Genomic DNA, 23,449 nt, shown 5'->3' with positions numbered 1-23,449 from the left:
AAGGGCTCCCGGCGACCGGCCGGGGGCCCTTCGGCCGTCCTGCCGACGACGGCCGGCCGCCTACCCGGCCGCGCCCACCCAGAACGTCGCCTCGAACGCGCCCCCTGCCTCGTCGTCCTGGCCGTCCCGCCGCTCGACGGCCAGGAGCATCACCGGCACGCCGGCCACCTCGACCCGCTCACCGACCTCGACCCGGCCGACGTCGCCGCGCACGTCCACCGCGCAGCCGTCGTCGGACACGCCGCCGATCCCGAGCCGCACGTCGCCCACGACGAGCTGCGCGCCCTGGCTCACGCTGTCCACCGTGCCCGCTCCGGGTGCCGCAGCGGTACGGTCGCACGTCTGTCCCGACGAGCCCGACGAGCCCGAGCGCGCGGCGAGCGCGACCGCCGCCGCGGCGACGACCACGACGACCACGACCAGCGCGACGACGACCGGGACGGGCGCGGCCCGCCGCCGACCCGGCTCGGTCTCAGCCCCGCTCCCGGCCCCGGCCCCGGCCCCGGCCCCGGCCGACTGGCTCACGCGCGGGCCGGCTCGGGGACGAACTCGAGCACCGCGCGCCCGGCGCCGGCGGCCACGACGTCGCACAGCGCGAGCGTGCCCCAGCCGGCGACCGCGAGCGCCTGGCCGCGGTCCACCCACGCGCGGTGACGCTGCCCCGCCAGCCCGACCGCCAGGCGGGCGCGCAGGTTCCCGTCGACCGCGTCGAGGCCGACGACCCCGACCAGCGCGCCCTCGACCTCCCGCTGGGTCCCGCGCCGCAGCTCGAACCGCTCGGGCCCGCGCGGTTCGCGCTGCGGAGCGCGGCCCGGCTGACCGGCGGCGGCCTGGTCCGGTGCGCCGGTCACGGCGTCTCCGAGACGGTCACGCGCCCGAACACCCGCGCGAACTCGTCGGCGTCCAGTCGGAACACCTCACCGCCGTCGGCGCCGTTGCCCTGACCCCACGGGTTGCGCACCCAGACTCCCCCGTCGTCGTCGATCCGCTCGACCATGTACGCGTGCCCGCCGACCACGTCGACCTCGACGTCGACCAGCGCGCCGTCGCGCTCGACCTGCACATGCAGGTCGTCGACGTCCGGGCGGCCACCCGTGTCCGCGGTCACCGACGCGCCGTCGTCGAGCCGGCCGGCGATGTCGTCCCGGTGGTCGGAGAACCCGTCGTCCCACGGCCACCACGAGTCGTCGGTGGAGTAGGCCCGCGCGTCCTCGCCCGTGACGAGCTCCATCGCGTCCTCGGGGTACCCGCCGTCGTCGAGGTCGGCGTACCCCAGGTGGATGCCGACCGCCGCCTCGTAGAGCGAGACCAGACCCACGGACCCCGCGGGCTGCCGCACCCCGCCGTCGTAGACCCCGTCGACGAAGACCTCGGTGGGCTCGCCGTCGACGTACAGCGTCACCCAGTAGCCCTGCTGCAGCTCGTCCCAGCGGACGTTCTCCCGCAGGAGCCGGTCGCCGTCGTCCGTGCGCAGGAGGCCCATGAGCGACGAGAGCAGGTAGCAGGACCCGATCCCGCGCTGCTGGACGTCCCCCTGCTCCGTCGACCCGTCCGTCAGGACGTCGTCCGGCACGTCGGTGTCGCGGCGCGCGGCGTCCGCCAGCGCGCCGATCGCGTCGGCACCCGTGCCCAGCGCGGCGCGCACCGCCGCGGCCGCACGGTCCGCGCTCGCCTCGGCTCCCTGCACGGCGCCCCACACCCGCACCCGCGCGCGCAGGTGGGCGAACCAGGCGGACAGGTCGAGCGGCTCGGCGGCGAGGCGCGCCTCGGTGCGGCGCCGCTCGGCGTCCGCGAGCTGCGCCTCGGCCTGCGCCGCCGCGAGCTCCGTGGCGTAGGTCGCCAGCGCGGTCGAGATCGTCGCGAGGCTCGTCGCGACGACGCCCGCCCCGTCGGCGACGGCCGCGAGCCGCGCGTCGCACGCGTCGGCGGCGGCGCCGGTCCAGTCGAGCGCGCGGCGCTCGTCCCGCACGAGCGTCGCGGTGTCCGCGACCGCACGTGCGGCGCGGTCCGCCGCGCTCGCGGTGCCGCCGACGGCGGCGACGTCGCCCGGCAGCACGCTCATCCGCCGGCGCCCGTCAGGAGCGCCGCGACCCGGCGGAACAGCGCCTGGACCCGCTCGTCGGCCTCCCGGTACGCGCGCGCGCTGTCCTGGAGCCGGATCGCGCACCCGACCGTGACGGTCTGCACGTCGTCGACCCGGGTCGCCAGGCTCGTCTGGGCCTCGTCCATCGCGGTCGCGAGCGAGCTGAAGCCGTAGGTCGCGACGCCGTGCGGCCAGGACGCCGGGTCCGCGGGCTCCAGCGTGGACAGGACCTGCAGGAGTGCCGACCCGGACGCGTCCAACGACTCGGCCGTCGCCTCGAAACCGTCACCCATGCGCGCCCCCTCGCCGGACCTGACGTCCCCTCGTGACGTCCCGATCCGGACATCCCGGGCGACCGTAGCACGCCCGGGAGACGCGCCCGGGCGTGTGTCAGGCGTGTGTCAGGCGTGCGTCAGTGGGGCGTCAGCGCTCGGTGTGACCGAGGTCGGGAGCAGCGACGAACGCGGCGGTCCCGGTCCGGGCGCCGTGCAGCTCGAGCACCACGAGCTCGTTGCGCTCACGGACCAGCGGCCCGGGCACGTAGGTGGTGCGGGTCGGTCCGGCGGACCAGTAGCGACCCAGCAGCGTGCCGTTGAGCCAGACCAGGCCCTTCGACCAGCCGTCGAGCCGGAGGAAGTGGTCGGCGCCCGCGACCGACGCGAAGGTCGCGTGGCAGAAGGACGGCCCGGCGACCGGCGCGACGTCCTGCGCCTCGGCCGCGCGCAGCTGGGCCAGGAGGTCGGGGTCGAGGCTCGCGAGGCGGAGGCCGCCCACCTCCCAGCGCGTCACGGGCCGGGTCGCGGTCCGCGCGTGCCCGACGAGGCCCTTCGGCTCGCCGATGCGCGGGCCGTAGTTCACGCGGCCCTGGTCCTCGACGACGACGTCGAGCACGCCCGCGCGCGGAGGCAGGCTCACGGTCGTCAGCCCTTCCGTCCGGCTGAGGGTGCCGACCGGCTCGCCGTCGAGGAGCACGACCGCACGGTCGCGCACCTCGTCGACCGACAGCAGCCCGTCGTCGGCCGCCACGTCGGTCCGGTAGAGGGTGAAGCCGGACCACTGCCCGACCTCGTCCGCGGTGGGCAGGTAGGTGAACGACTTCGGGTCCGCCACCAGCAACGGCAGCGCGTCGGCGAGCCGCACCCGGCGCTCGAGCGCGACGTCGAGGACGGGCGCGGCGGCACGGGCGGGCGGGCGGCCGCCGGGCACGGGTGCGTGGCGCGCGATCACCGCACGGAACGCGTCGTACTTCGCGGTCGGCGTGCCGTCCTCGGCGAGCGGGGCGTCGTAGTCGTACGACGTCGTGATCGGCAGGTAGGTGCCCTTGTCGTTGGCCCCGTTCGTGAAGCCCAGGTTCGTCCCGCCGTGGAACATGTAGAGGTTCGCGGAGGCACCGGCGCCCAGCAGCAGGTCGAGGTCGGCCGCCGCGGCGGCGGGGTCCGTGGTGTGGTGCTGCTCGCCCCACGAGTCGAACCAGCCGTCCCAGTACTCCATGCACATCAGCGGGCCGGTCGGCTGGTGCCGGCGCAGGGTCGCGAGGCGCTCGGGGCTGCGGGACCCGAACGTCGCGGTCTTGTGCAGCTCCGGCAGGCCACCTCGGCCGAGCATCTCGTCGTCGGCCTGGTCGCACGTGGTCAGCGGGACGTCGATGCCGCGCTCGCGGACCATCGCGACGAGCGCGCGCAGGTACGCGGCGTCCTCGCCGTACGCGCCGTACTCGTTCTCCACCTGGACCATGAGCACGGGTCCGCCGCGGGTCACCTGGCGGGGCGCGACCACCGCGAGGACCTCGTCGTAGAAGCCGGCGATGGCGTCCAGGTACTGCGGCTCGGCCGTGCGCACGCCCACGCCGGGCGTGGCCATGAGCCACGCCGGCAGGCCGCCGTTGTCCCACTCGGCGCAGATGTAGGGGCCGGGGCGGACGATCGCGTGCATCCCCTCGGCCGCGACGAGGTCGAGGAACCGGCCCAGGTCGAGCCCGCCGGTCAGGTCGAAGACGCCGCGCTCCGGCGCGTGGGCGTTCCAGGCGACGTACGTCTCCACGGTGTTGAGCCCCATGAGCCGGGCCTTGCGGATGCGGTCCGCCCACAGGTCGGGGTGGACCCGGAAGTAGTGCAGGGCCCCGGACAGGATCTGCAGCGGCTCGCCGTCGAGCAGGAAGTCCTGCTCGCCGATCTCGAACGCGGCCATGGGAAGGGTGCTCCTCGGTGAAGGCTGGTGAAGGCTGGTGGAGGCGATCCGGCGTCGCCGGTCGCCCGGACCCAGCCCGCGGGACGTGCGGGGTGGTCCGGCCCGGGCGGCGGGAGACCGCCCGGGCCGGCGGCGGTGGGGGCGGGACGGAGCCGCCACCACCGCCGGGCCGGGTCAGTCGACCGTGAAGCCCTGCTGGTTGCCGTAGTCGATCGACGCCTGCTGCCAGGCGGCGAGGCCGTCGGTCAGGGTGGTGTCGCTGACGTACGCCTGGCCGACCGTGTCGTTGAAGATCGAGTTGGCGTAGACCTGGAACGGCAGGTACTGCCAGCCCGGGACGACGTCGGCGGCCGACTGGGCCAGCACCTCGTTGACCTTCTGGCCGCCGAAGTACTCGAACTCCTTGTTCTTGAACTCGTCGGAGTTCAGCTCGGCGGTCGTGGCCGGGAACGCGCCGCCGTCGATCCGCGTCTGCACGCCCTCACCGGCGTCGGCGTACTTGACGAACTCGTAGGCGAGCTCCGCGTTCTGGGACGCCTTGGTCACCGCGAGGGACGAGCCGCCGTTCTCGGCGGTGGCGGCGCCACCGGCCTCCCACTGCGGCATCTGCGCGACCTGCCACTTGCCCGCGCCGTCCGGCACGCCGGACTCGAGGTTCGCCGGCATCCACGCACCGATCGTCAGGGTCGCGATCGTGCCGTTGCCGAGGCCCTGGTACCACTCGTCGCTCCAGGAGCTGATCGGGGCCAGCAGGTCCTCGTCGACGAGCTGCTGCCACAGCTCCGCGAACTTCGTCGTGCCCTCGTCCGTGAAGTCGACGGAGACGTTCGTGCCGTCCACCGAGTAGGGCTGGCCGCCGGCCTGCCAGATCATGCTCGTCGTGAAGCCGGCGTCGCCCGTGTCGTTCGCGATGTACGCGTTCGGGTCGGCCTCGTGGATGGCGCGCGCCGCCTCGAGGTACTCGTCCCACGTCGTCGGGACGTCGACGCCTGCCTTGTCGAACACGTCCTTGTTGTAGAACAGCGCCATCGGCCCGGAGTCCATCGGCAGGCCGTAGACGCCCTCGCCCTGCTTGACCGCGGCCCACGGGCCGGGCGTGAAGGTGCCGTCGAGGTCGGCCGCGCCGAACTCGGTGAGGTCGGCGAGCGAGTCGCCGAGCGCGAACTGCGGCAGCGCGTAGTACTCGACCTGGGCGACGTCAGGCACGCCCGAGCCGGCCGCGATCGCGTTCTGCAGCGCCGTGTACTGGTCGTTGCCCGTGCCGGCGTTGACGAGGTCGATGTCGACGTCCGGGTGCGCGGTCTCGAAGTCGGCGACGACCTTCTCGAGCGTGGGCTCCCAGGCCCAGACCGTGAGCGAGCCGGACAGGTCGCCCGCGGCGCCCGTCGAGTCCCCGCTCGGGCTCGTCGTGCCCTCGTCGCCGGAACCGCTGCACGCGGCCAGGGCGAGGCTGAGCACCCCGGCGACGGCGACGGTGCGCGCGGCCGTGCGGAATTTGGTGGTCATGACTGTCCTCTCACTTCGTTGTCTCTTGAGGTGTCTTCTCGGTGGGGCTGGGTGTGGGACTGGGTGTGGGACTGCGTGGTGACGTGACCATCGGGCGGCCTGTCCGACGTGACGTCGGTGGTGGCTCCGGAGCGGCTACTCCTTGACCGACCCGGCCGCGAGGCCGGACTGCCAGTAGCGCTGCAGGAACAGGAAGGCGACGATCAGCGGCAGGATCGTGAGCACGGACCCGGTGATCACCAGGTTGAACACCGCCTGGCCGCCGGCGGTCGCGGCCTGGGCGTTCCACGCGTTGAGCCCCAGGGTCAGCGGGTACCACGCGGGGTCCTTGAGCATGATCAGCGGCAGGAAGTAGTTGTTCCACGTCGCGACCATGGTGAACAGCAGCACCGTGACGATGCCGGGGGCCAGCAGCGGCAGGCAGATGCGGAAGAAGGTGCGCACCTCCCCCGCCCCGTCCATCCGCGCCGCCTCGAGCAGCTCCGTCGGGATGGCCTCGGCCGCGAAGGTCCACATGAGGTACAGGCCGAACGGCGAGATCAGCGACGGGATGATCACCGCCCACGGCGTGTTCGTCAGGCCCATCTTGCTGAACATGAGGAACGTCGGGACGGCCAGCGCGGTGCCGGGCACGGCGACCGCGCCGATCACGACCGCGAACACCCACCGCTTGCCTGGGAACTGGAACTTCGCCAGGCCGTAGCCGCCCAGGACGGCGAGCGCGGTCGCTCCGCCGGCACCGAGCACCACGTAGAGGATCGTGTTGCCGAACCAGCGCAGGAAGATCCCGTCGTCGTAGGTCAGCGTGTCCCGCACGTTGTCCCACAGCGCGAACCCGTCGCCGAACCACAGGCCGAACGAGTCGAACAGGTCCGACTGGGACTTGGTGGCGTTGATGAGCAGCCAGACCAGCGGGACGATGCTGTAGAGCAGCACGATCGCCGTGAGCGCGGTCAGGAGCGGGCTGCGCCGGTTGCGGCGCGAGCCGCGCGCGACGGACGGACGCAGGCGCACGGCTCGCCGCCCCGCGCTCCGGCCGCCGGCCCCGCGCGTCGTCGGGACGGGTGCCGATGCGGTCTCGGTCGCCATGTCAGACCTCCTTCCGCATGCCGCGCAGCTGGACGACGTACGCGATGACCATCGTGATGAGCCCCATGACGATCGCGACGGTCGCCGAGTAGTTGTACTGCTGGCCGGAGAAGGACAGCGAGTACGCGTACAGGTTGGGCGTGAAGTACGTGGTGATCGCGTTGGGCGCCAGGCTCTTGAGGATGCTGGGCTCGTTGAACAGCTGGAAGCTGCCGATGATCGAGAAGATCGTGGCGATCACCAGGGCGCCGCGGATGGCGGGCAGCTTGATCGAGCGGATGACGCGCCACTGGCCCGCGCCGTCGATCTCCGCGGCCTCGTAGAGGCTCGCCGGCACCACACGCAGGGCGGAGTAGAAGATCAGCATGTTGTAGCCGACGAACTCCCACGTCACGATGTTGCCGATCGACGCCAGGACCAGGTCGGGCGACAGCGGGTTCGGCAGCTCGACGCCGAGCGCGCGGTTGATGTTCCCGACGAGCCCGAACCGCGTCCCGTACATGAACCCCCACATGAGGGTCGCGACGACCGCGGGCACCGCGTAGGGCAGGAAGATCGAGATGCGGAAGAAGTTCTTCCCGTAGAGCCGGCCGCTGTCGAGCGCCAGCGCGACGAGCAGCGCGATCCCGAGCATGATCGGCACCTGCACCAGCAGGAACGCGACGACGTGCCCGAAGCCGGACCAGAACTGGGCGTCCTGGAACGCCGCGACGTAGTTGTCGACGCCCACGAACGAGTTGCCGCCGACGAGCTGCTTGCGGAACAGGCTCAGGTAGATCGAGTAGGCGATGGGCGCCAGGAACACGAGCGCGAAGACGAGCATGAAGGGTCCGACGAACCCCCAGCCCGTCCAGGTACGGCGCAGGCCGCGCCGACGGGCGCGAGGCGCCGCCGCCGGCGGGGCGGCGATCAGCTGAGCCACGGGTCTCCACTCCTTCGTGTGCTCGACATGTTTACGTCACCATGTCGACGTGTCGAGATAACCACGCCCGCGCCGACGATGTCAACGCGGGCCGGGTCACGAAATGGTGACGTTGCCACCCTCTTCCTTCCCGGGGCCCGTCACGTGCGACATCCTCGGGTGGTGACGTCGCCATGGCTATGCTGTGGCGATGCCCGACGACGAAGCGCTCGCGCCTGCCCGCTCGGGTCGGCGCCGCCCCGGACCCTCGATCGGCGACGTCGCCCGGCTGGCCGGGGTCTCCCCCCAGACGGTCTCACGCGTGTCGACCGGGGCGCTGAACGTGCGCGCCGAGACCCGGCAGCGCGTCCTCGACGCGATGGAGCAGCTCGGCTACTCCCCCAACAACGCCGCACGCGCGCTGCGCTACGGCAGCTTCCGCACCATCGGCCTCGTCGCCCACCGGCTGTCCCGGACGGGCGAGGCGCGCACGATGGAGGCGGTCGTCGAGGCCGCCCGTCGCGCGGGCTACACCGTCACGCTCGTGGACGTCGAGAGCCCGTCGTCCGCGGACGTGAGCGCGGCCGTCCAGCGGCTGACGCACCAGTCGATCGACGGGCTCGTCATCATCCGGGCGGAGACCGTCACCCCGACGACGCTGGCGCTCCCGCCCCGCGTCCCCGTCGTCGTCTCGGACTCCCGGTTCGTCGGGCACCACCCCGCGGTGGGCGCGGACCAGGTCGCCGGGACCGCGGCGGCGGTGGACCACCTGCTCGGCCTCGGGCACCGCACCGTCCACCACCTCGCCGGCCCGGCGGACTCGAACCCGGCCGAGATGCGCGCGGACGCCTGGGCGCACGCCCTGCGCGCCGCCGGCCGCGAGGTCCCGGCGCTCGTGCGCGGGGACTGGAGCGCCCGGTCCGGGTACGAGCAGGGGCTGGCGATGGCCGACGACCCGGCCGTCACCGCCGTGCTGTGCGCGAACGACGAGATGGCCGCCGGCCTGCTGCGCGCCCTCGACGAGCGCGGGCGGCGGGTGCCCGACGACGTCTCGGTCGTCGGCTTCGACGACATCCCCCTCGCCGACTACCTGTGCCCGCCGCTGACCACGGTGCGGCAGGACTTCGTGGAGATCGGCGAGCGCCTCATCGAGCTCCTGCTGCGGCAGATCGACGCCGGCCGCCCGCTCGACGACGAGCACGTGCTGGTGCCCACCATGCTCGTCGTCCGCGGGAGCACAGCCGCCCCGCGGTCCTGACGCACCACCCGCCCGGGGGCCGGGCAGCGGTGCGCGGCGACGCCCCCGACCGCCGTGCGGCCGAGGGCGTCGGCGTCCTGTGGGGGCTCAGCCCCGGTCGACGGTGAGCGTGCCGAGGCCGCCCGCGACGTCGATCTCGTAGTGCGGGTCGTCGGCCGAGTAGCCGTCGGTCGACAGCTCCTCGCCGGCACCGACCCCCTCGGTCGTCTCTCCGTCGAGGACGACGGTCCCGGCCCCCGAGGAGACCTTCACGACGACCGCGACGCCCTCGGGGACGTGCACCGTCAGGCCACCGATCCCGGCCGCCTGGTCGATGACCACGGCGCCGGTCGGGGTGGGCAGCGTCAGCTCGACGAGGCGCGCGCCGGCGTCGATCGAGACGCCGTCCACGGTCGCGCCCGCGAGGTCGGCGGTCACGGTGTCGGACTGCGCCGCCAGGTGCACCGTCCAGGCGACGTCCGGCGCGACCTGCACCGTCGAGGCGCCGTCCCCCGCGAGCGAGACGACCGCGTCCTGCCCGCCCGCGACCTCCGCCGCCGCGTCCGCGCCGGTCGCGGTGACCGCGACGAGGTCCGAGGCCGGGGCGTCCGCGCGGAGGGCGATCGACTGGGCGCTGCCGGTCAGCTGCAGCCCCGACGACGTCACGGTGCCCCGCTCGAGCGTCGCCGTCGCGTCGGCGCCGCCGGGCTCGTCCTTGTTGAGGATCGCGAGCGCGCCCACGACGACCACGGCGAGCACGGCTACCAGGACGACCCAGAGCAGCACCTTCCGGCTGCGCGGGCCGGCCGGGGTGCCGACGCCGGGGGCAGCTGCGGCGCCCCTGTTCGGCGGTGCGGCGCTGCCCTGCGACGCGCCGGGGTCGACGACGGAGGAGAAGGAGGGCGTGGGCTCGACGGCGGTGGCGGCCCGGCGCCCGCTCGGAGCGGGGCGCTGCTCGGGGAGATCGGCGGACATGCGCAGGACGCTAGCCCGGTGGCGTGGTCGGCGCCGCCGGATCCCGGGATCGGGCGGTCGCCCGAATCGTTTTGGCGCGGCCGGCGCTCACGCCGTTCCGCGCCGGGGACGGCACGACGAGTCGGGCACCAGAAGCGGGTCGCCGAGGGCAGGTCCCAGGGGCGGGTCCCACACGCGGGCCACCGGTCCCCGAGCCCGCAGACGCAGCAGGGCCCGGGAGCCGAAGCTCCCGGGCCCTGCTCGCTCACCGGCCCCGAAGGGCGCGGATCACTTGATGATCTTGGTGACGCGGCCCGAGCCGACGGTGCGGCCACCCTCGCGGATGGCGAAGCCGAGGCCCTCCTCCATCGCGATGGGCTGGATCAGCGTGACGGAGATCTCCGTGTTGTCGCCGGGCATGACCATCTCGGTGCCCTCGGGCAGCGTGATGACGCCGGTGACGTCGGTCGTACGGAAGTAGAACTGGGGGCGGTAGTTCCCGTAGAACGGGTTGTGACGGCCACCCTCGTCCTTGGCCAGGATGTAGACCTGGCCCTCGAACTCCGTGTGCGGCGTGATCGAGCCGGGCTTGACGACGACCTGGCCGCGCTCGACCTCCTCGCGCTTCGTGCCGCGCAGGAGCAGACCGACGTTCTCGCCGGCCTCGGCGTAGTCGAGCAGCTTGCGGAACATCTCGACGCCGGTGACCGTGGTCTTGATCGCCTTCTCCTTGATGCCGACGATCTCCACCTCCTCGTTCACCTTGAGCTGACCGCGCTCGACGCGGCCCGTCACGACGGTGCCACGACCGGTGATCGTGAAGACGTCCTCGATGGGCATGAGGAACGGCTTGTCGATGTCGCGGACCGGGTCCGGGACGTTCTCGTCGACGGCGTCCAGCAGGTCCTCGACGGACTTGACCCAGGTCGGGTCGCCCTCGAGCGCCTTGAGGCCGGAGACGCGCACGACCGGCACGTCGTCGCCGGGGAAGCCCTGCGACGTGAGGAGCTCGCGCACCTCCATCTCGACGAGGTCCAGGATCTCCTCGTCGTCGACCATGTCGGTCTTGTTCAGCGCCACGAGCAGGTAGGGCACGCCGACCTGGCGCGCGAGCAGGACGTGCTCACGCGTCTGGGCCATCGGGCCGTCCGTCGCCGCGACCACGAGGATGGCGCCGTCCATCTGCGCCGCGCCCGTGATCATGTTCTTGATGTAGTCGGCGTGACCGGGGGCGTCGACGTGCGCGTAGTGACGCTTCTCGGTCTGGTACTCGACGTGCGCGATGTTGATCGTGATACCGCGCTGCTTCTCCTCCGGCGCCTTGTCGATCTCGTCGAACGGCGTGAAGGGGTTCAGGTCCGGGTACTTGTCGTGCAGCACCTTCGAGATCGCGGCGGTCAGCGTCGTCTTGCCGTGGTCGACGTGACCGATGGTCCCGATGTTGACGTGCGGCTTCGTCCGCTCGAACTTCGCCTTGCCCACTGGGTGTCCTCCTCAGGACTTGGTAGAGAGTGCCCGTCCGTGGCTACCCGGGAGGGTAGTCACGAGGCGCGCGGTCCTACGGGTCGGTTTGTGTGATGGAACTACAGGTTTCGACCTGTGGGACTACTCGCCCCGGGTCTTCTTGATGATCTCGTCGGCAACGTTCCGAGGCACCTCGGCGTAGCTGTCGAACTGCATCGAGTACACCGCACGACCCTGGGTCTTGGACCGCAGGTCGCCGACGTACCCGAACATCTCGGAGAGAGGAACCTGGGCGCGGATCACCTTCACGCCCGTGGCGTCCTCCATGGACTGGATCATGCCGCGACGCGAGTTCAGGTCGCCGATGACCTCGCCCATGTAGTCCTCAGGGGTCCGGACCTCGACGGCCATGATCGGCTCGAGCAGAGCCGGGTCGGCCTTGCGGACCGCTTCCTTGAGGATCATCGAGCCGGCGATCTTGAACGCCATCTCCGAGGAGTCGACGTCGTGCGACGCGCCGTCGAGCAGGATCGCCCGCACGCCCACGAGCGGGAAGCCCGCGAGCACACCGAGCTGCATCGCGCTCTGGATGCCGGCGTCGACGGACGGGATGTACTCGCGCGGGACACGGCCACCGGTGACCTTGTTCTCGAACTCGTACAGCTCGCCCTCGCCCGGGTCCAGCGGCTCGAAGGTCATCTGGATCTTCGCGTACTGGCCGGAGCCACCGGTCTGCTTCTTGTGCGTGTAGTCGATCTTCTCGACCGCACGGCGGATCGTCTCGCGGTACGCGACCTGCGGCTTGCCGACGTTGGCCTCGACCTTGAACTCGCGACGCATGCGGTCGACGAGGATGTCGAGGTGGAGCTCGCCCATGCCGCCGATGACGGTCTGGCCGGTCTCCTCGTCGAGCTTGACGCGGAAGGTCGGGTCCTCCTCGGCGAGCTTCTGGATGGCCAGGGAGAGCTTCTCCTGGTCGCCCTTCGTCTTCGGCTCGATCGCCACGTCGATGACGGGCTCCGGGAAGGTCATCGACTCGAGCACGACCGGCGCGCCCGGGTCGCACAGGGTGTCACCGGTGGTGACGTCCTTGAGCCCGATGAACGCGTAGATGTGCCCGGCGGTGGCCTCCTGGACCGGGTTCTCCTTGTTGGAGTGCATCTGGAAGAGCTTCCCGATGCGCTCCTTCTTGCCCTTCGTCGAGTTGAGCACCTGGGCGCCCTGCTCGACGTTGCCGGAGTACACGCGGACGTAGGTCAGCTTCCCGAAGAACGGGTGCGCGGCGACCTTGAACGCGAGGGCCGAGAACGGCTCCGTGGAGTCCGGGTGACGCTCGATGACGACCTCGGCGTCCTTGACGTCGTGGCCCGCGACCGCGGGGACGTCGAGGGGCGTCGGCAGGTAGTCGATCACGGCGTCGAGCATGGGCTGGACGCCCTTGTTCTTGAACGCCGAGCCGCACAGGACCGGGTAGGCCTCGGACGCGACCGTGAGCTTGCGGATGCCGGCCTTGATCTCGGCGACCGTCAGCTCCTCGCCGCCCAGGTACTTCTCGAGCAGCTCCTCGTCGGTCTCCGCGACGGCCTCGAGCAGCTCGGCGCGGTACTGCTCCGCCTTCTCGACCAGGTCCGCGGGGATCTCCTCGACCTCGTACTTCTCGCCCAGCGCGGTCTCGCCGCGCCACACGAGGGCACGCTGCTCGACCAGGTCGACGACGCCGATGAAGTCGTTCTCGGAGCCGATCGGGAGCTGGATGACGAGCGGCTTGGCCTTGAGGCGGTCCACGATCGTCTTCACGGTGAAGTAGAAGTCCGCACCGAGCTTGTCCATCTTGTTGACGAAGCAGATGCGCGGGACGTCGTACTTGTCGGCCTGGCGCCAGACCGTCTCCGACTGGGGCTCCACGCCCTCCTTGCCGTCGAACACGGCGACGGCACCGTCGAGGACGCGCAGCGAGCGCTCGACCTCGACCGTGAAGTCCACGTGGCCCGGGGTGTCGATGATGTTGATCTGGTTGTTCTTCCAGTAGCAGGTCGTCGCGGCGGACGTGATCGTGATGCCGCGCTCCTGCTCCTGCTCCATCCAGTCCATCGTCGACGCACCGTCGTGCGTCTCACCGATCTTGTAGTTGACCCCGGTGTAGAACAGGATCCGCTCGGTGGTCGTCGTCTTGCCGGCATCGATGTGCGCCATGATGCCGATGTTGCGGACCTTCGTGAGGTCCGTCAGCACGTCAAGTGCCACGTTGGTCTGCCCCTTGTCGGTTGGCTCGGTGGGGTGCGGCCGGCTCGCGCGGTGGCGCGCCGGCCGCACCGGCTGGAATCACCAGCGGTAGTGCGCGAAGGCCCGGTTGGACTCGGCCATCTTGTGCATGTCCTCGCGACGCTTCACGGCGGCACCCAGGCCGTTGGAGGCGTCGAGGATCTCGTTCATCAGGCGCTCGGTCATGGTCTTCTCACGACGAGCACGCGAGTAGTCGGTCAGCCAGCGCAGCGCCAGCGTCGTGGCACGCACGGGGCGGACCTCGACTGGGACCTGGTAGGTCGCGCCACCGACACGACGCGAGCGGACCTCGAGCGAGGGACGCACGTTGTCGAGCGCACGCTTGAGCACGACGACCGGGTCGGACTGGGTCTTCTCACGGACGCCCTCGAGCGCGCCGTAGACGATCGACTCGGCGACGGTCTTCTTGCCGTCGAGGAGGATCTTGTTGATCAGCTGGGTGACGACGGGCGACCCGTAGACGGGGTCGACGATCAGCGGCCGCTTCGGGGCGGGACCCTTACGAGGCATCGGTTCAGCCCTTCTTCGCGCCGTAGCGGCTGCGCGCCTGCTTGCGGTTCTTCACGCCCTGCGTGTCGAGCGCGCCGCGCACGATCTTGTAGCGGACACCCGGGAGGTCCTTCACACGGCCACCGCGGACGAGCACGATCGAGTGCTCCTGCAGGTTGTGGCCGACGCCGGGGATGTACGCCGTGACCTCGACGCCCGACGACAGGCGCACGCGGGCGACCTTGCGGAGGGCGGAGTTCGGCTTCTTGGGGGTCGTGGTGTACACGCGCGTGCACACACCACGACGCTGCGGGCTGCCCTTGAGGGCAGGCGTCTTCGACTTGTTCGTCTTCGCCTGCCGGCCCTTGCGGACCAGCTGCTGGATCGTAGGCACTACGTCTCCGTCTGGTAGATGAGCTCTGGTCGACCGGTCCCGTCACCCTGGACGGCCGGCACGTGCGCGAGTCGCCGCCCGTCGCGCGGCTATCGCCTGGTCTTTCCTCCCGCACCGACCCCCGCGCTCGGGCGTGTCGCCCCGGTCTCCTCCGGCTCGGGCACCCAGCGGGAGCCGGGCGGTCGAGCCGCAAGAGGCGGGGGGACGCCGTGCGCATCGTCGTGACGTCCGGACCGGGCGAACCGGGTGACGTCCGTGCGTGTGCACGCGCGAGGGCCCGACGGCGCGGGCACGGTCTCCTACGTTACCTCCCCGTCCGGGGAGCGTCAAAGGACCGGGTCAGACGCCCGAGGGGGCCCGCCGTGACCGGCGAGCCCCCTCGGGCCTGGCATCGCGACCGGCGTCGAGACGCCGGACGAGACCGACGTCAGCGGAAGTCGCCGAAGTCGATGTCCTCGAGCGGGATCGCGTCGCCCGTGCCGAGGCCCAGCGCGGGGAAGTCGATCTCGTCGTAGCCGAACGTCGGGTACAGCTCGGCCTTGGCCTCCTCGGTCGGCTCCACCGCGATGTTGCGGTAGCGGGGCAGCCCCGTGCCGGCCGGGATGAGCTTGCCGAGGATGACGTTCTCCTTGAGGCCGAGCAGCGGGTCGGACCGACCCGACATCGCGGCCTCGGTGAGGACCCGGGTGGTCTCCTGGAAGGAGGCCGCCGACAGCCACGAGTCCGTCGCCAGCGAGGCCTTGGTGATGCCCATGAGCTCGGGACGACCCGAGGCCGGCTGCCCGCCCTCGGCCACCGCCTGGCGGTTAGCGTCCTCGAACCGGCCACGCTCGGCGAGCTCGCCGGGCAGCAGGTCGGTCGAGCCGGAGTCGAGCACCGTCACGCGCCGCAGCATCTGCCGCACGATGACCTCGATGTGCTTGTCGTGGATGTCCACGCCCTGCGAGCGGTAGACCTCCTGCACCTCGTCGACCAGGTGCTCCTGCGTCTTGCGCGGGCCGAGGATGCGCAGGACCTTCTTCGGGTCCACCGCACCGACGACCAGCTGCGTGCCGACGGAGACCTGGTCGCCGTCGTTGACCAGCAGGCGCGAGCGCTTGGTGATCGGGTAGGCGATCTCCTCCGAGCCGTCGTCCGGCGTGAGGACGATGCGCCGCGAGCGGTCACCCTCCTCGATCGCCACGCGACCCGAGAACTCCGCGATGGGCGCCTCACCCTTGGGGGTGCGGGCCTCGAAGAGCTCCTGGACACGCGGCAGACCCTGCGTGATGTCGTCGGCCGACGCCACACCACCGGTGTGGAAGGTACGCATCGTCAGCTGCGTGCCGGGCTCACCGATCGACTGGGCCGCGATGATGCCGACGGCCTCGCCGATGTCGACGAGCTTGCCCGTGGCGAGCGAGCGCCCGTAGCACTTGGCGCACGTGCCGACGCGCGACTCGCAGGTGAGCACGGAGCGCACCTTGAGCGAGTCCACGCCCGACTCGAGCAGACGGTCCAGCAGCACGTCGCCGACGTCGTCACCGGCGTGGCCGATGACCTCGCCGTCGACCTCGACGTCGGTCGCCAGCGTGCGCGAGTACACGCTCGTCTCGACCTTGTCGTGGCGACGGAGGGCGCCGCCCTCGCCGCCGCTGCCGGCGATGCCGATCGGCATCGTCAGGCCGCGCTCGGTGCCGCAGTCGTCCTCGCGGACGATGACGTCCTGCGAGACGTCCACCAGACGACGCGTGAGGTAGCCCGAGTCGGCGGTCCGCAGAGCGGTGTCCGCCAGACCCTTGCGGGCACCGTGCGTGGCGATGAAGTACTCGAGGACGGACAGGCCCTCGCGGTAGTTGGACTTGATCGGGCGCGGGATGATCTCGCCCTTCGGGTTCGCCACGAGGCCGCGCATACCGGCGATCTGACGGACCTGCATCCAGTTACCGCGGGCGCCGGAGCCGACCATCCGGAACACCGTGTTGCGCGCAGGGAAGTTCTCCTGCATCGCCTTGGCGACCTTGTCGGTGGCCTGCGTCCAGATCTCGATGAGCTCCTGACGACGCTCGTCGTCGGTGATGAGGCCCTTCTCGTACTGGCCCTGCACCTTGGCGGCGCGCGCCTCGTGCTCCTCGAGGATCGCGGCCTTGGCCGTCGGCGTGGCGACGTCCGAGATCGCGATCGTGACGCCCGACCGGGTGGCCCAGCGGAAGCCGGCCTCCTTGAGCGCGTCGAGGGACGCCGCGACGGCGACCTTCGGGTAGCGCTCGGCGAGGTCGTTGACGATCACCGACAGGCGCTTCTTGTCGACCACGCCGTTCTCGTACGGGTAGTCCACCGGCAGCAGCTCGTTGAAGAGCGCGCGGCCGAGCGTGGTTTCGAAGAGCAGGCTCTGCCCCGGCTCCCAGCCCTCGGGCGCCTGGTCCTCGTCGAGCACCAGGTCGTCGAACCGGATCTTCACGACCGCGTTGAGGTCGAGCGAGCCCTGGTCGAACGCCATGATCGCCTCGGAGACCGTGCTGAACGCGCGGCCCTCGCCCTCGGAGCCCGGCTTGTCCGACGTCAGGTGGAACAGGCCGATGATCATGTCCTGCGAGGGCATGGTCACGGGACGGCCGTCCGACGGCTTGAGGATGTTGTTGCTCGAGAGCATGAGGATGCGGGCCTCGGCCTGCGCCTCGGCGCTCAGGGGCAGGTGGACGGCCATCTGGTCACCGTCGAAGTCCGCGTTGAACGCGGCGCAGACGAGCGGGTGCAGGTGGATCGCCTTGCCCTCGACGAGCTGGGGCTCGAACGCCTGGATGCCCAGACGGTGCAGCGTGGGTGCGCGGTTGAGCAGCACCGGGTGCTCCGTGATGACCTCCTCGAGCACGTCCCAGACGACGGGACGGGCGCGCTCGACCATGCGCTTGGCGGACTTGATGTTCTGCGCGTGGTTAAGGTCCACGAGCCGCTTCATGACGAAGGGCTTGAACAGCTCGAGCGCCATCTGCTTGGGCAGGCCGCACTGGTGCAGCTTGAGCTGCGGGCCGACGACGATGACCGAACGGCCCGAGTAGTCGACGCGCTTGCCGAGCAGGTTCTGGCGGAACCGGCCCTGCTTGCCCTTGAGCATGTCGGAGATCGACTTCAGCGGGCGGTTGCCGGGGCCCGTGACGGGGCGGCCGCGGCGGCCGTTGTCGAACAGCGAGTCGACGGCCTCCTGGAGCATCCGCTTCTCGTTGTTGACGATGATCTCCGGCGCGCCCAGGTCCAGGAGCCGCTTGAGGCGGTTGTTCCGGTTGATGACGCGGCGGTACAGGTCGTTCAGGTCGGACGTGGCGAACCGGCCACCGTCGAGCTGGACCATCGGACGCAGGTCCGGCGGGATGACCGGGACGGCGTCCAGGACCATGCCCGTCGGCGAGTTGCTCGTCGTGAGGAACGCGTTGACGACCTTCAGACGCTTGAGGGCACGCGTCTTGCGCTGGCCCTTGCCCGTCTTGATGATCTCGCGCAGGTTCTCCGACTCCGCCTCCAGGTCGAAGGCCTCGAGGCGCTTCTGGATCGCCGCGGCGCCCATCGAGCCCTCGAAGTAGTTGCCGTAGCGGTCCTGCAGCTGGCGGTAGAGCAGCTCGTCGCCCTCGAGGTCCGCGACCTTGAGGTTCTTGAACCGGTCCCAGACCTGCTCGAGCCGGTCGAGCTCGGCGTCCGCGCGCTTGCGGATCTGCGCCATCTCGCGCTCGGCGGAGTCGCGGACCTTGCGGCGCGCGTCGGCCTTGGCACCCTCGGCCTCGAGCTCGGCCAGGTCGGCCTCGAGCTTCGACGCGCGGGTGTTGATGTCGTTGTCGCGCCGGTCGGAGATCTCCTTGCGCTCCAGGTCGATCTCGTTCTGGAGGTTCGGGAGGTCCTCCTGGCGACCGTCCTCGTCGACCCACGTGATCATGTAGGCCGCGAAGTAGATGACCTTCTCGAGGTCCTTGGGCGCCAGGTCGAGCAGGTAGCCGAGCCGCGACGGCACACCCTTGAAGAACCAGATGTGCGTGACGGGCGCGGCCAGCTCGATGTGGCCCATGCGCTCACGGCGCACCTTGGAACGGGTCACCTCGACGCCGCAGCGCTCGCAGATGATGCCCTTGAAGCGCACACGCTTGTACTTGCCGCAGTTGCACTCCCAGTCCCGGGTGGGACCGAAGATCTTCTCGCAGAAGAGACCGTCCTTCTCCGGCTTCAGGGTCCGGTAGTTGATGGTCTCGGGCTTCTTGACCTCGCCGTGCGACCAGGCACGGATGTCGTCGGCCGTGGCCAGGCCGATTCGCAGCTCGTCGAAGACGTTGACGTCGAGCAAGGGGTCCTACTTCCTTCGCTTGCCGGGCCCGATCGCGGGCCGGCGGACGGAATGGTGCACGGGGTGGTGCGGGCGGCTCGTCGCGCAGGCAGGGGCGCGCGCGACGAGCCGCTCGACGTCAGATCTCCTCGACGCTGCTGGCGTTCGGGCGACGCGACAGGTCGATGCCGAGCTCCTCCGCTGCGCGGTAGACCTCGTCGTCGTTCTCCTTCATGTCGATCGAGACGCCGTCGGAAGACAGCACCTCGACGTTCAGGCAGAGCGACTGCATCTCCTTGAGCAGAACCTTGAACGACTCCGGGATGCCCGAGTCGGGGATGTTCTCGCCCTTGACGATCGCCTCGTACACCTTGACGCGGCCGGGCACGTCGTCGGACTTGATGGTGAGGAGCTCCTGCAGCGTGTAGGCGGCGCCATACGCCTCCAGGGCCCACACCTCCATCTCGCCGAACCGCTGGCCACCGAACTGCGCCTTACCACCCAGCGGCTGCTGCGTGATCATCGAGTACGGGCCGGTCGAGCGCGCGTGGATCTTGTCGTCGACCAGGTGGTGCAGCTTGAGGATGTACATGTAGCCGACCGAGACCGGGTCCGGGAACGGCTCGCCGGAGCGGCCGTCGAAGAGCCGGGCCTTGCCGTCGGGGCCGACCGTGCGCTCGCCGTCGCGGTTCGGCAGCGTGGTGCCGAGCAGGCCCGCGAGGGTCTCCTCCGGCACGCCGTCGAACACCGGCGTCGCGACCGGGTTGCCCGGGGTCGACGACTTCGCCACGTCCGGGACGCCCTCGCGCCAGGACACGTCGCCCTCGGCGAGCTCGATGTCCCAGCCCTGCTTGGCGACCCAGCCCAGGTGCGTCTCGAGGACCTGGCCGACGTTCATGCGGCCGGGGACACCCAGCGGGTTCAGGACGACGTCCACCGCGGTCCCGTCGGCGAGGAACGGCATGTCCTCGACCGGCAGGATCTTGGAGATGACGCCCTTGTTGCCGTGACGGCCGGCGAGCTTGTCGCCGTCCGTGATCTTGCGGCGCTGAGCGATGTACACGCGGACGAGCTCGTTCACGCCGGCGGGCAGCTCGTCGCCGTCCTCGCGGTTGAACGTGCGCACCTCGATGACCGTGCCGGACTCGCCGTGCGGCACCTTGAGCGACGTGTCGCGGACCTCGCGCGCCTTCTCGCCGAAGATCGCGCGCAGCAGGCGCTCCTCCGGGGTCAGCTCGGTCTCGCCCTTGGGCGTGACCTTGCCGACCAGGATGTCGCCCGCCGCGACCTCGGCGCCGATGCGGATGATGCCGCGCTCGTCGAGGTCGGCCAGGACCTCCTCGGAGACGTTCGGGATGTCCCGCGTGATCTCCTCGGGGCCGAGCTTGGTGTCGCGCGCGTCGACCTCGTGCTCCTCGATGTGGATCGAGGACAGGACGTCGTCCTGCACCAGGCGCTGGCTGAGGATGATCGCGTCCTCGTAGTTGTGGCCCTCCCACGACATGAACGCGACGAGGAGGTTGCGGCCGAGCGCGAGCTCGCCCTCGTCCGTCGCCGGGCCGTCGGCCAGCACGGAGCCGGCCTCGACGCGCGCGCCGGTGTCGACCAGCACGCGCTGGTTGTACGACGTGCCCTGGTTCGAGCGGCGGAACTTCGCCACGCGGTACGTCGACGTGGTCGCGTCGTCGTTGGCGATGACGATGAGGTCCGCGGAGACCTCCGTGACCACGCCGGGCTTGGTCGCGACGATGACGTCACCCGCGTCGACGGCCGCACGCCGCTCCATGCCGGTGCCGACCAGCGGCGCCTCGGAACGGACCAGCGGCACGGCCTGGCGCTGCATGTTGGCGCCCATGAGGGCGCGGTTCGCGTCGTCGTGCTCGAGGAACGGGATCAGGGCCGTGGCGACCGACACCATCTGGCGCGGGGACACGTCCATGTAGTCGACGGTCTCGCCCGTCACGTAGTCGATCTCGCCGCCCTTGGTGCGGACCAGGACGCGGTCCTCCTCGAACCGGCCGTCGGCCTCGAGCGGGGCGTTCGCCTGCGCGATGACGTGGCGGTCCTCGTCGTCGGCCGTGAGGTAGTGCACCTCGTCGGTGACCTTGCCCTGGACGACCTTGCGGTACGGGGTCTCGACGAAGCCGAACGGGTTGATCCGGCCGAACGAGGCCAGCGAGCCGATCAGGCCGATGTTCGGGCCCTCAGGGGTCTCGATCGGGCACATGCGGCCGTAGTGCGACGGGTGGACGTCACGGACCTCCATGCCGGCGCGGTCACGGGACAGACCACCCGGGCCCAGGGCCGACAGACGCCGCTTGTGCGTCAGGCCCGCGAGCGGGTTGTTCTGGTCCATGAACTGCGAGAGCTGCGAGGTGCCGAAGAACTCCTTGATCGACGCCACGACCGGGCGGATGTTGATCAGGGTCTGCGGCGTGATCGCCTCGACGTCCTGCGTCGTCATGCGCTCGCGCACGACGCGCTCCATCCGGGACAGGCCCGTGCGGACCTGGTTCTGGATGAGCTCGCCGACCGCGCGGATGCGGCGGTTGCCGAAGTGGTCGATGTCGTCCGTCTCGACGCGGACCTCGATCGACTCCCCGTTGCGCGTGCCCGGCAGCGAGGTCTGGTCGACGTGCAGCGCGGCGAGGTACTTGATGGTCGCCACGACGTCCGAGACGGACAGCACCGAGTCGGTCAGCGGCGCGTCCTGGCCGAGCTTCTTGTTCACCTTGTAGCGGCCGACCTTGGCGAGGTCGTAGCGCTTGGGGTTGAAGTAGAAGTTCTCGATCAGCGCGCGGCCGGCCTCGACCGTCGGCGGCTCACCCGGGCGGATCTTGCGGTACAGGTCGAGCAGCGCCTCGTCCTGCGTCTGGACGTGGTCCTTCTCGAGGGTGTCGATGACCGCCGGGTAGGCGGCGAACTCCTCGCGGATCTCGCCCTCGGTCATGCCGAGCGCCTTGAGCAGGACGGTCGCGTTCTGCTTGCGCTTGCGGTCGACGCGGACGCCGACGTTGTCGCGCTTGTCGATCTCGAACTCGAGCCAGGCACCACGGCTGGGGATGACCTTGGCCGTGAGCACGTCCTTGTCCGAGGTCTTGTCCGCGGTGCGCTCGAAGTAGACGCCCGGGGAGCGGACGAGCTGCGAGACGACGACGCGCTCGGTGCCGTTGATGATGAACGTGCCGCGCTCGGTCATGAGCGGGAAGTCGCCCATGAAGACGGTCTGGCTCTTGATCTCGCCGGTCGTGTAGTTGACGAACTCGGCGGTCACGAACAGCGGCGCGGCGAAGGTGAAGTCCTTCTCCTTGCACTCCTCGGCCGTGTACTTCGCCGGCTCGAAGCGGTGCTCGCGGAAGGAGAGCGACATGGTGCCGCCGAAGTCCTCGATCGGGGAGATCTCCTCGAAGATCTCCTCGAGGCCGGCGGTCTGCGGGACGTCGTTCCGGCCGCCCTCGAGGGCGGCGGCGACGCGGGCCTGCCAACGCTCGTTACCCAGCAGCCAGTCCATGCTCTCGGTCTGCAGGCCGAGGAGGTCGGGGACCTCGAGCGGCTCGTTGATCTTGGCGAAGGAGATGCGGCGGGATGCGGTGCGGTTCGCGATGGCGTCGGCGGACGGTGCAGAAGGGGTGCGCGAGGCAGCCAAGAGGGGTCCTTCCCTGCGGTCGAGAGGCACGCTGCGCTGCCGGGCAGGGCGCGACCCCCAGCCTCGAGGCCGGTGCCCGACGCGCACGTACGTCGGGCTCCAGCTCGGGATATCTGAGATCGCGGGCACAGGCCAGCGCAAAGCGCTAGCATACTCGGCCCCCCGACGGAAGTCCACCCGGGTCGGCGAGCAGGTGCGCACCAGGCGCTCACCGCTCCAGCCGGCCGGTCGAACGACCGTCCGCGCCCGGCCTCTCAGCCAGGCGGGCGACCTCGTCGTCGCCGCGGCCATGGTGGCACACCCCGGCTCGCACGGGAAGTCGGCAGGGCCGGCCGCGTGCGCCCGGTCACCCTCCCGGGCGCGTCGAGGGGCGGCAGCGGGCACGGTGACGAGGCCGGCGGCGGGACGGCTGCGGCGACGGCGAAGGCCCGCCGTCCCCGGAGGGACGACGGGCCTTCGGACGTGAGCCTCCGCGCGCGGGTCGTGCCCGCGGGCGGAGTCAGATCACTTGAGCGAGACGGTCGCGCCGGCGCCCTCGAGCTGCGCCTTGGCCTTCTCGGCGGTCTCCTTGTTCGCGCCCTCGAGGACGGCCTTGGGGGCCTCGTCCACGAGGTCCTTGGCCTCCTTGAGGCCTAGCGACGTGAGCGCGCGCACCTCCTTGATGACCTGGATCTTCTTGTCGCCGGCGGCCTCGAGGACGACGTCGAACGAGTCCTTCTCCTCCTCGGCAGCGGCCTCGCCCGCGCCACCACCGGCGGCGGGAGCGGCGGCGACCGCGACGGGGGCAGCGGCGGTGACCTCGAAGACCTCCTCGAAGGCCTTCACGAACTCGGAGAGCTCGATGAGGGTCAGACCCTTGAACTGCTCGATGAGCTCCTCGGTGCTGAGCTTCGCCATGAGAGGCGTTCCTTTCTTCGGTGCTCCACGACGC

At 70.9% G+C, this 23,449-nt stretch carries 17 protein-coding genes; 1 reads left to right on the top strand and 16 read right to left on the bottom strand.

The features are described from left to right. Nucleotides 1–60 precede the first annotated feature (60 nt). From KIN34_RS08450 to KIN34_RS08415, 8 genes are all read right to left on the bottom strand, one after another. On the bottom strand, nucleotides 61–525 hold the full coding sequence (locus KIN34_RS08450) for a hypothetical protein (RefSeq protein WP_214349199.1): 465 nt from the start codon (nucleotides 523–525) through the stop codon (nucleotides 61–63). Next, nucleotides 522–851, bottom strand: a complete 330-nt coding sequence (locus KIN34_RS08445) for a hypothetical protein (protein ID WP_214349196.1) — start codon at nucleotides 849–851, stop codon at nucleotides 522–524. Before KIN34_RS08445 ends, KIN34_RS08450 begins: the two co-directional genes overlap by 4 nt. Beyond that, the gene (locus KIN34_RS08440; protein WP_214349193.1) at nucleotides 848–2,062 is read right to left on the bottom strand and encodes a C2 family cysteine protease; all 1,215 of its coding nucleotides are present in this window, start codon (nucleotides 2,060–2,062) and stop codon (nucleotides 848–850) included. The genes KIN34_RS08445 and KIN34_RS08440 overlap by 4 nt, the downstream gene beginning before the upstream one ends. Further along, nucleotides 2,059–2,376 carry a hypothetical protein gene (locus KIN34_RS08435; protein WP_214349190.1) on the bottom strand — a complete coding sequence of 106 codons (318 nt, stop codon included), beginning with the start codon at nucleotides 2,374–2,376 and terminating at the stop codon, nucleotides 2,059–2,061. Before KIN34_RS08435 ends, KIN34_RS08440 begins: the two co-directional genes overlap by 4 nt. Before the next feature lie 130 nt (nucleotides 2,377–2,506). Then, a complete protein-coding gene (locus KIN34_RS08430; protein ID WP_214349187.1) occupies nucleotides 2,507–4,270 on the bottom strand; it encodes a glycoside hydrolase family 35 protein in 1,764 nt (587 codons plus the stop codon). 174 nt (nucleotides 4,271–4,444) lie between these two features. Then, on the bottom strand, nucleotides 4,445–5,776 hold the full coding sequence (locus KIN34_RS08425) for an ABC transporter substrate-binding protein (RefSeq protein ID WP_214349184.1): 1,332 nt from the start codon (nucleotides 5,774–5,776) through the stop codon (nucleotides 4,445–4,447). 135 nt (nucleotides 5,777–5,911) lie between these two features. Continuing rightward, nucleotides 5,912–6,865 carry a carbohydrate ABC transporter permease gene (locus tag KIN34_RS08420; RefSeq protein ID WP_237689072.1) on the bottom strand — a complete coding sequence of 318 codons (954 nt, stop codon included), beginning with the start codon at nucleotides 6,863–6,865 and terminating at the stop codon, nucleotides 5,912–5,914. 1 nt (nucleotide 6,866) lies between these two features. Further along, nucleotides 6,867–7,787 (bottom strand): carbohydrate ABC transporter permease, encoded by a 921-nt coding sequence (locus KIN34_RS08415; RefSeq protein ID WP_214349181.1) that lies wholly within the window; start codon nucleotides 7,785–7,787, stop codon nucleotides 6,867–6,869. Nucleotides 7,788–7,977: 190 nt separating this feature from the next. On the opposite strand from KIN34_RS08415, the gene KIN34_RS08410 reads away from it, so the two are divergent. Beyond that, the gene (locus KIN34_RS08410; protein WP_214349178.1) at nucleotides 7,978–9,024 is read left to right on the top strand and encodes a LacI family DNA-binding transcriptional regulator; all 1,047 of its coding nucleotides are present in this window, start codon (nucleotides 7,978–7,980) and stop codon (nucleotides 9,022–9,024) included. Between the two features lie 87 nt (nucleotides 9,025–9,111). On the opposite strand, the gene KIN34_RS08405 is transcribed toward KIN34_RS08410, so the two are convergent. From KIN34_RS08405 to rplL, 8 genes are all read right to left on the bottom strand, one after another. Further along, nucleotides 9,112–9,978 carry a cell wall-active antibiotics response protein gene (locus KIN34_RS08405; protein ID WP_214349175.1) on the bottom strand — a complete coding sequence of 289 codons (867 nt, stop codon included), beginning with the start codon at nucleotides 9,976–9,978 and terminating at the stop codon, nucleotides 9,112–9,114. Nucleotides 9,979–10,245: 267 nt separating this feature from the next. Further along, nucleotides 10,246–11,439 carry an elongation factor Tu gene (gene tuf, locus KIN34_RS08400; RefSeq protein WP_214349172.1) on the bottom strand — a complete coding sequence of 398 codons (1,194 nt, stop codon included), beginning with the start codon at nucleotides 11,437–11,439 and terminating at the stop codon, nucleotides 10,246–10,248. Between the two features lie 123 nt (nucleotides 11,440–11,562). Beyond that, complete coding sequence (gene fusA / locus KIN34_RS08395; RefSeq protein WP_307858149.1) at nucleotides 11,563–13,665, bottom strand: elongation factor G; 2,103 nt, start codon at nucleotides 13,663–13,665, stop codon at nucleotides 11,563–11,565. A gap of 78 nt (nucleotides 13,666–13,743) precedes the next feature. Next, nucleotides 13,744–14,214, bottom strand: coding sequence for a 30S ribosomal protein S7 (gene rpsG / locus KIN34_RS08390; protein ID WP_013882842.1), 471 nt, complete (start codon nucleotides 14,212–14,214; stop codon nucleotides 13,744–13,746). Nucleotides 14,215–14,218: 4 nt separating this feature from the next. Further along, entirely contained in the window at nucleotides 14,219–14,587 is a 369-nt protein-coding gene (rpsL, locus tag KIN34_RS08385; RefSeq protein ID WP_013882841.1) for a 30S ribosomal protein S12, read from the bottom strand. 427 nt (nucleotides 14,588–15,014) lie between these two features. Beyond that, nucleotides 15,015–18,893 (bottom strand): DNA-directed RNA polymerase subunit beta', encoded by a 3,879-nt coding sequence (locus KIN34_RS08380; protein WP_214349168.1) that lies wholly within the window; start codon nucleotides 18,891–18,893, stop codon nucleotides 15,015–15,017. A gap of 118 nt (nucleotides 18,894–19,011) precedes the next feature. Beyond that, nucleotides 19,012–22,518, bottom strand: coding sequence for a DNA-directed RNA polymerase subunit beta (rpoB, locus tag KIN34_RS08375; protein WP_214349165.1), 3,507 nt, complete (start codon nucleotides 22,516–22,518; stop codon nucleotides 19,012–19,014). Between the two features lie 504 nt (nucleotides 22,519–23,022). Continuing rightward, complete coding sequence (gene rplL, locus KIN34_RS08370; protein WP_214349162.1) at nucleotides 23,023–23,415, bottom strand: 50S ribosomal protein L7/L12; 393 nt, start codon at nucleotides 23,413–23,415, stop codon at nucleotides 23,023–23,025. Between the last annotated feature and the right edge of the window lie 34 nt (nucleotides 23,416–23,449).

Source organism: Cellulomonas fulva, from assembly GCF_018531375.1.
GTDB classification, from domain to species: domain Bacteria; phylum Actinomycetota; class Actinomycetes; order Actinomycetales; family Cellulomonadaceae; genus Cellulomonas; species Cellulomonas fulva.
Note: the sequence above shows the minus strand (reverse complement) of the source record. Positions and strands in the feature narration are given on the sequence as shown.

Bases quoted from the DNA above. Each gene is read 5' to 3' on its own strand.
- KIN34_RS08440 (WP_214349193.1), bottom strand. From the start codon at position 2,062: ATGAGCGTGCTGCCGGGCGACGTCGCCGCCGTCGGCGGCACCGCGAGC.
- KIN34_RS08435 (WP_214349190.1), bottom strand. From the start codon at position 2,376: ATGGGTGACGGTTTCGAGGCGACGGCCGAGTCGTTGGACGCGTCCGGG.
- KIN34_RS08430 (WP_214349187.1), bottom strand. From the start codon at position 4,270: ATGGCCGCGTTCGAGATCGGCGAGCAGGACTTCCTGCTCGACGGCGAG.
- KIN34_RS08425 (WP_214349184.1), bottom strand. From the start codon at position 5,776: ATGACCACCAAATTCCGCACGGCCGCGCGCACCGTCGCCGTCGCCGGG.
- KIN34_RS08420 (WP_237689072.1), bottom strand. From the start codon at position 6,865: ATGGCGACCGAGACCGCATCGGCACCCGTCCCGACGACGCGCGGGGCC.
- KIN34_RS08410 (WP_214349178.1), top strand. From the start codon at position 7,978: ATGCCCGACGACGAAGCGCTCGCGCCTGCCCGCTCGGGTCGGCGCCGC.
- KIN34_RS08405 (WP_214349175.1), bottom strand. From the start codon at position 9,978: ATGTCCGCCGATCTCCCCGAGCAGCGCCCCGCTCCGAGCGGGCGCCGG.
- rpsG (WP_013882842.1), bottom strand. From the start codon at position 14,214: ATGCCTCGTAAGGGTCCCGCCCCGAAGCGGCCGCTGATCGTCGACCCC.
- rplL (WP_214349162.1), bottom strand. From the start codon at position 23,415: ATGGCGAAGCTCAGCACCGAGGAGCTCATCGAGCAGTTCAAGGGTCTG.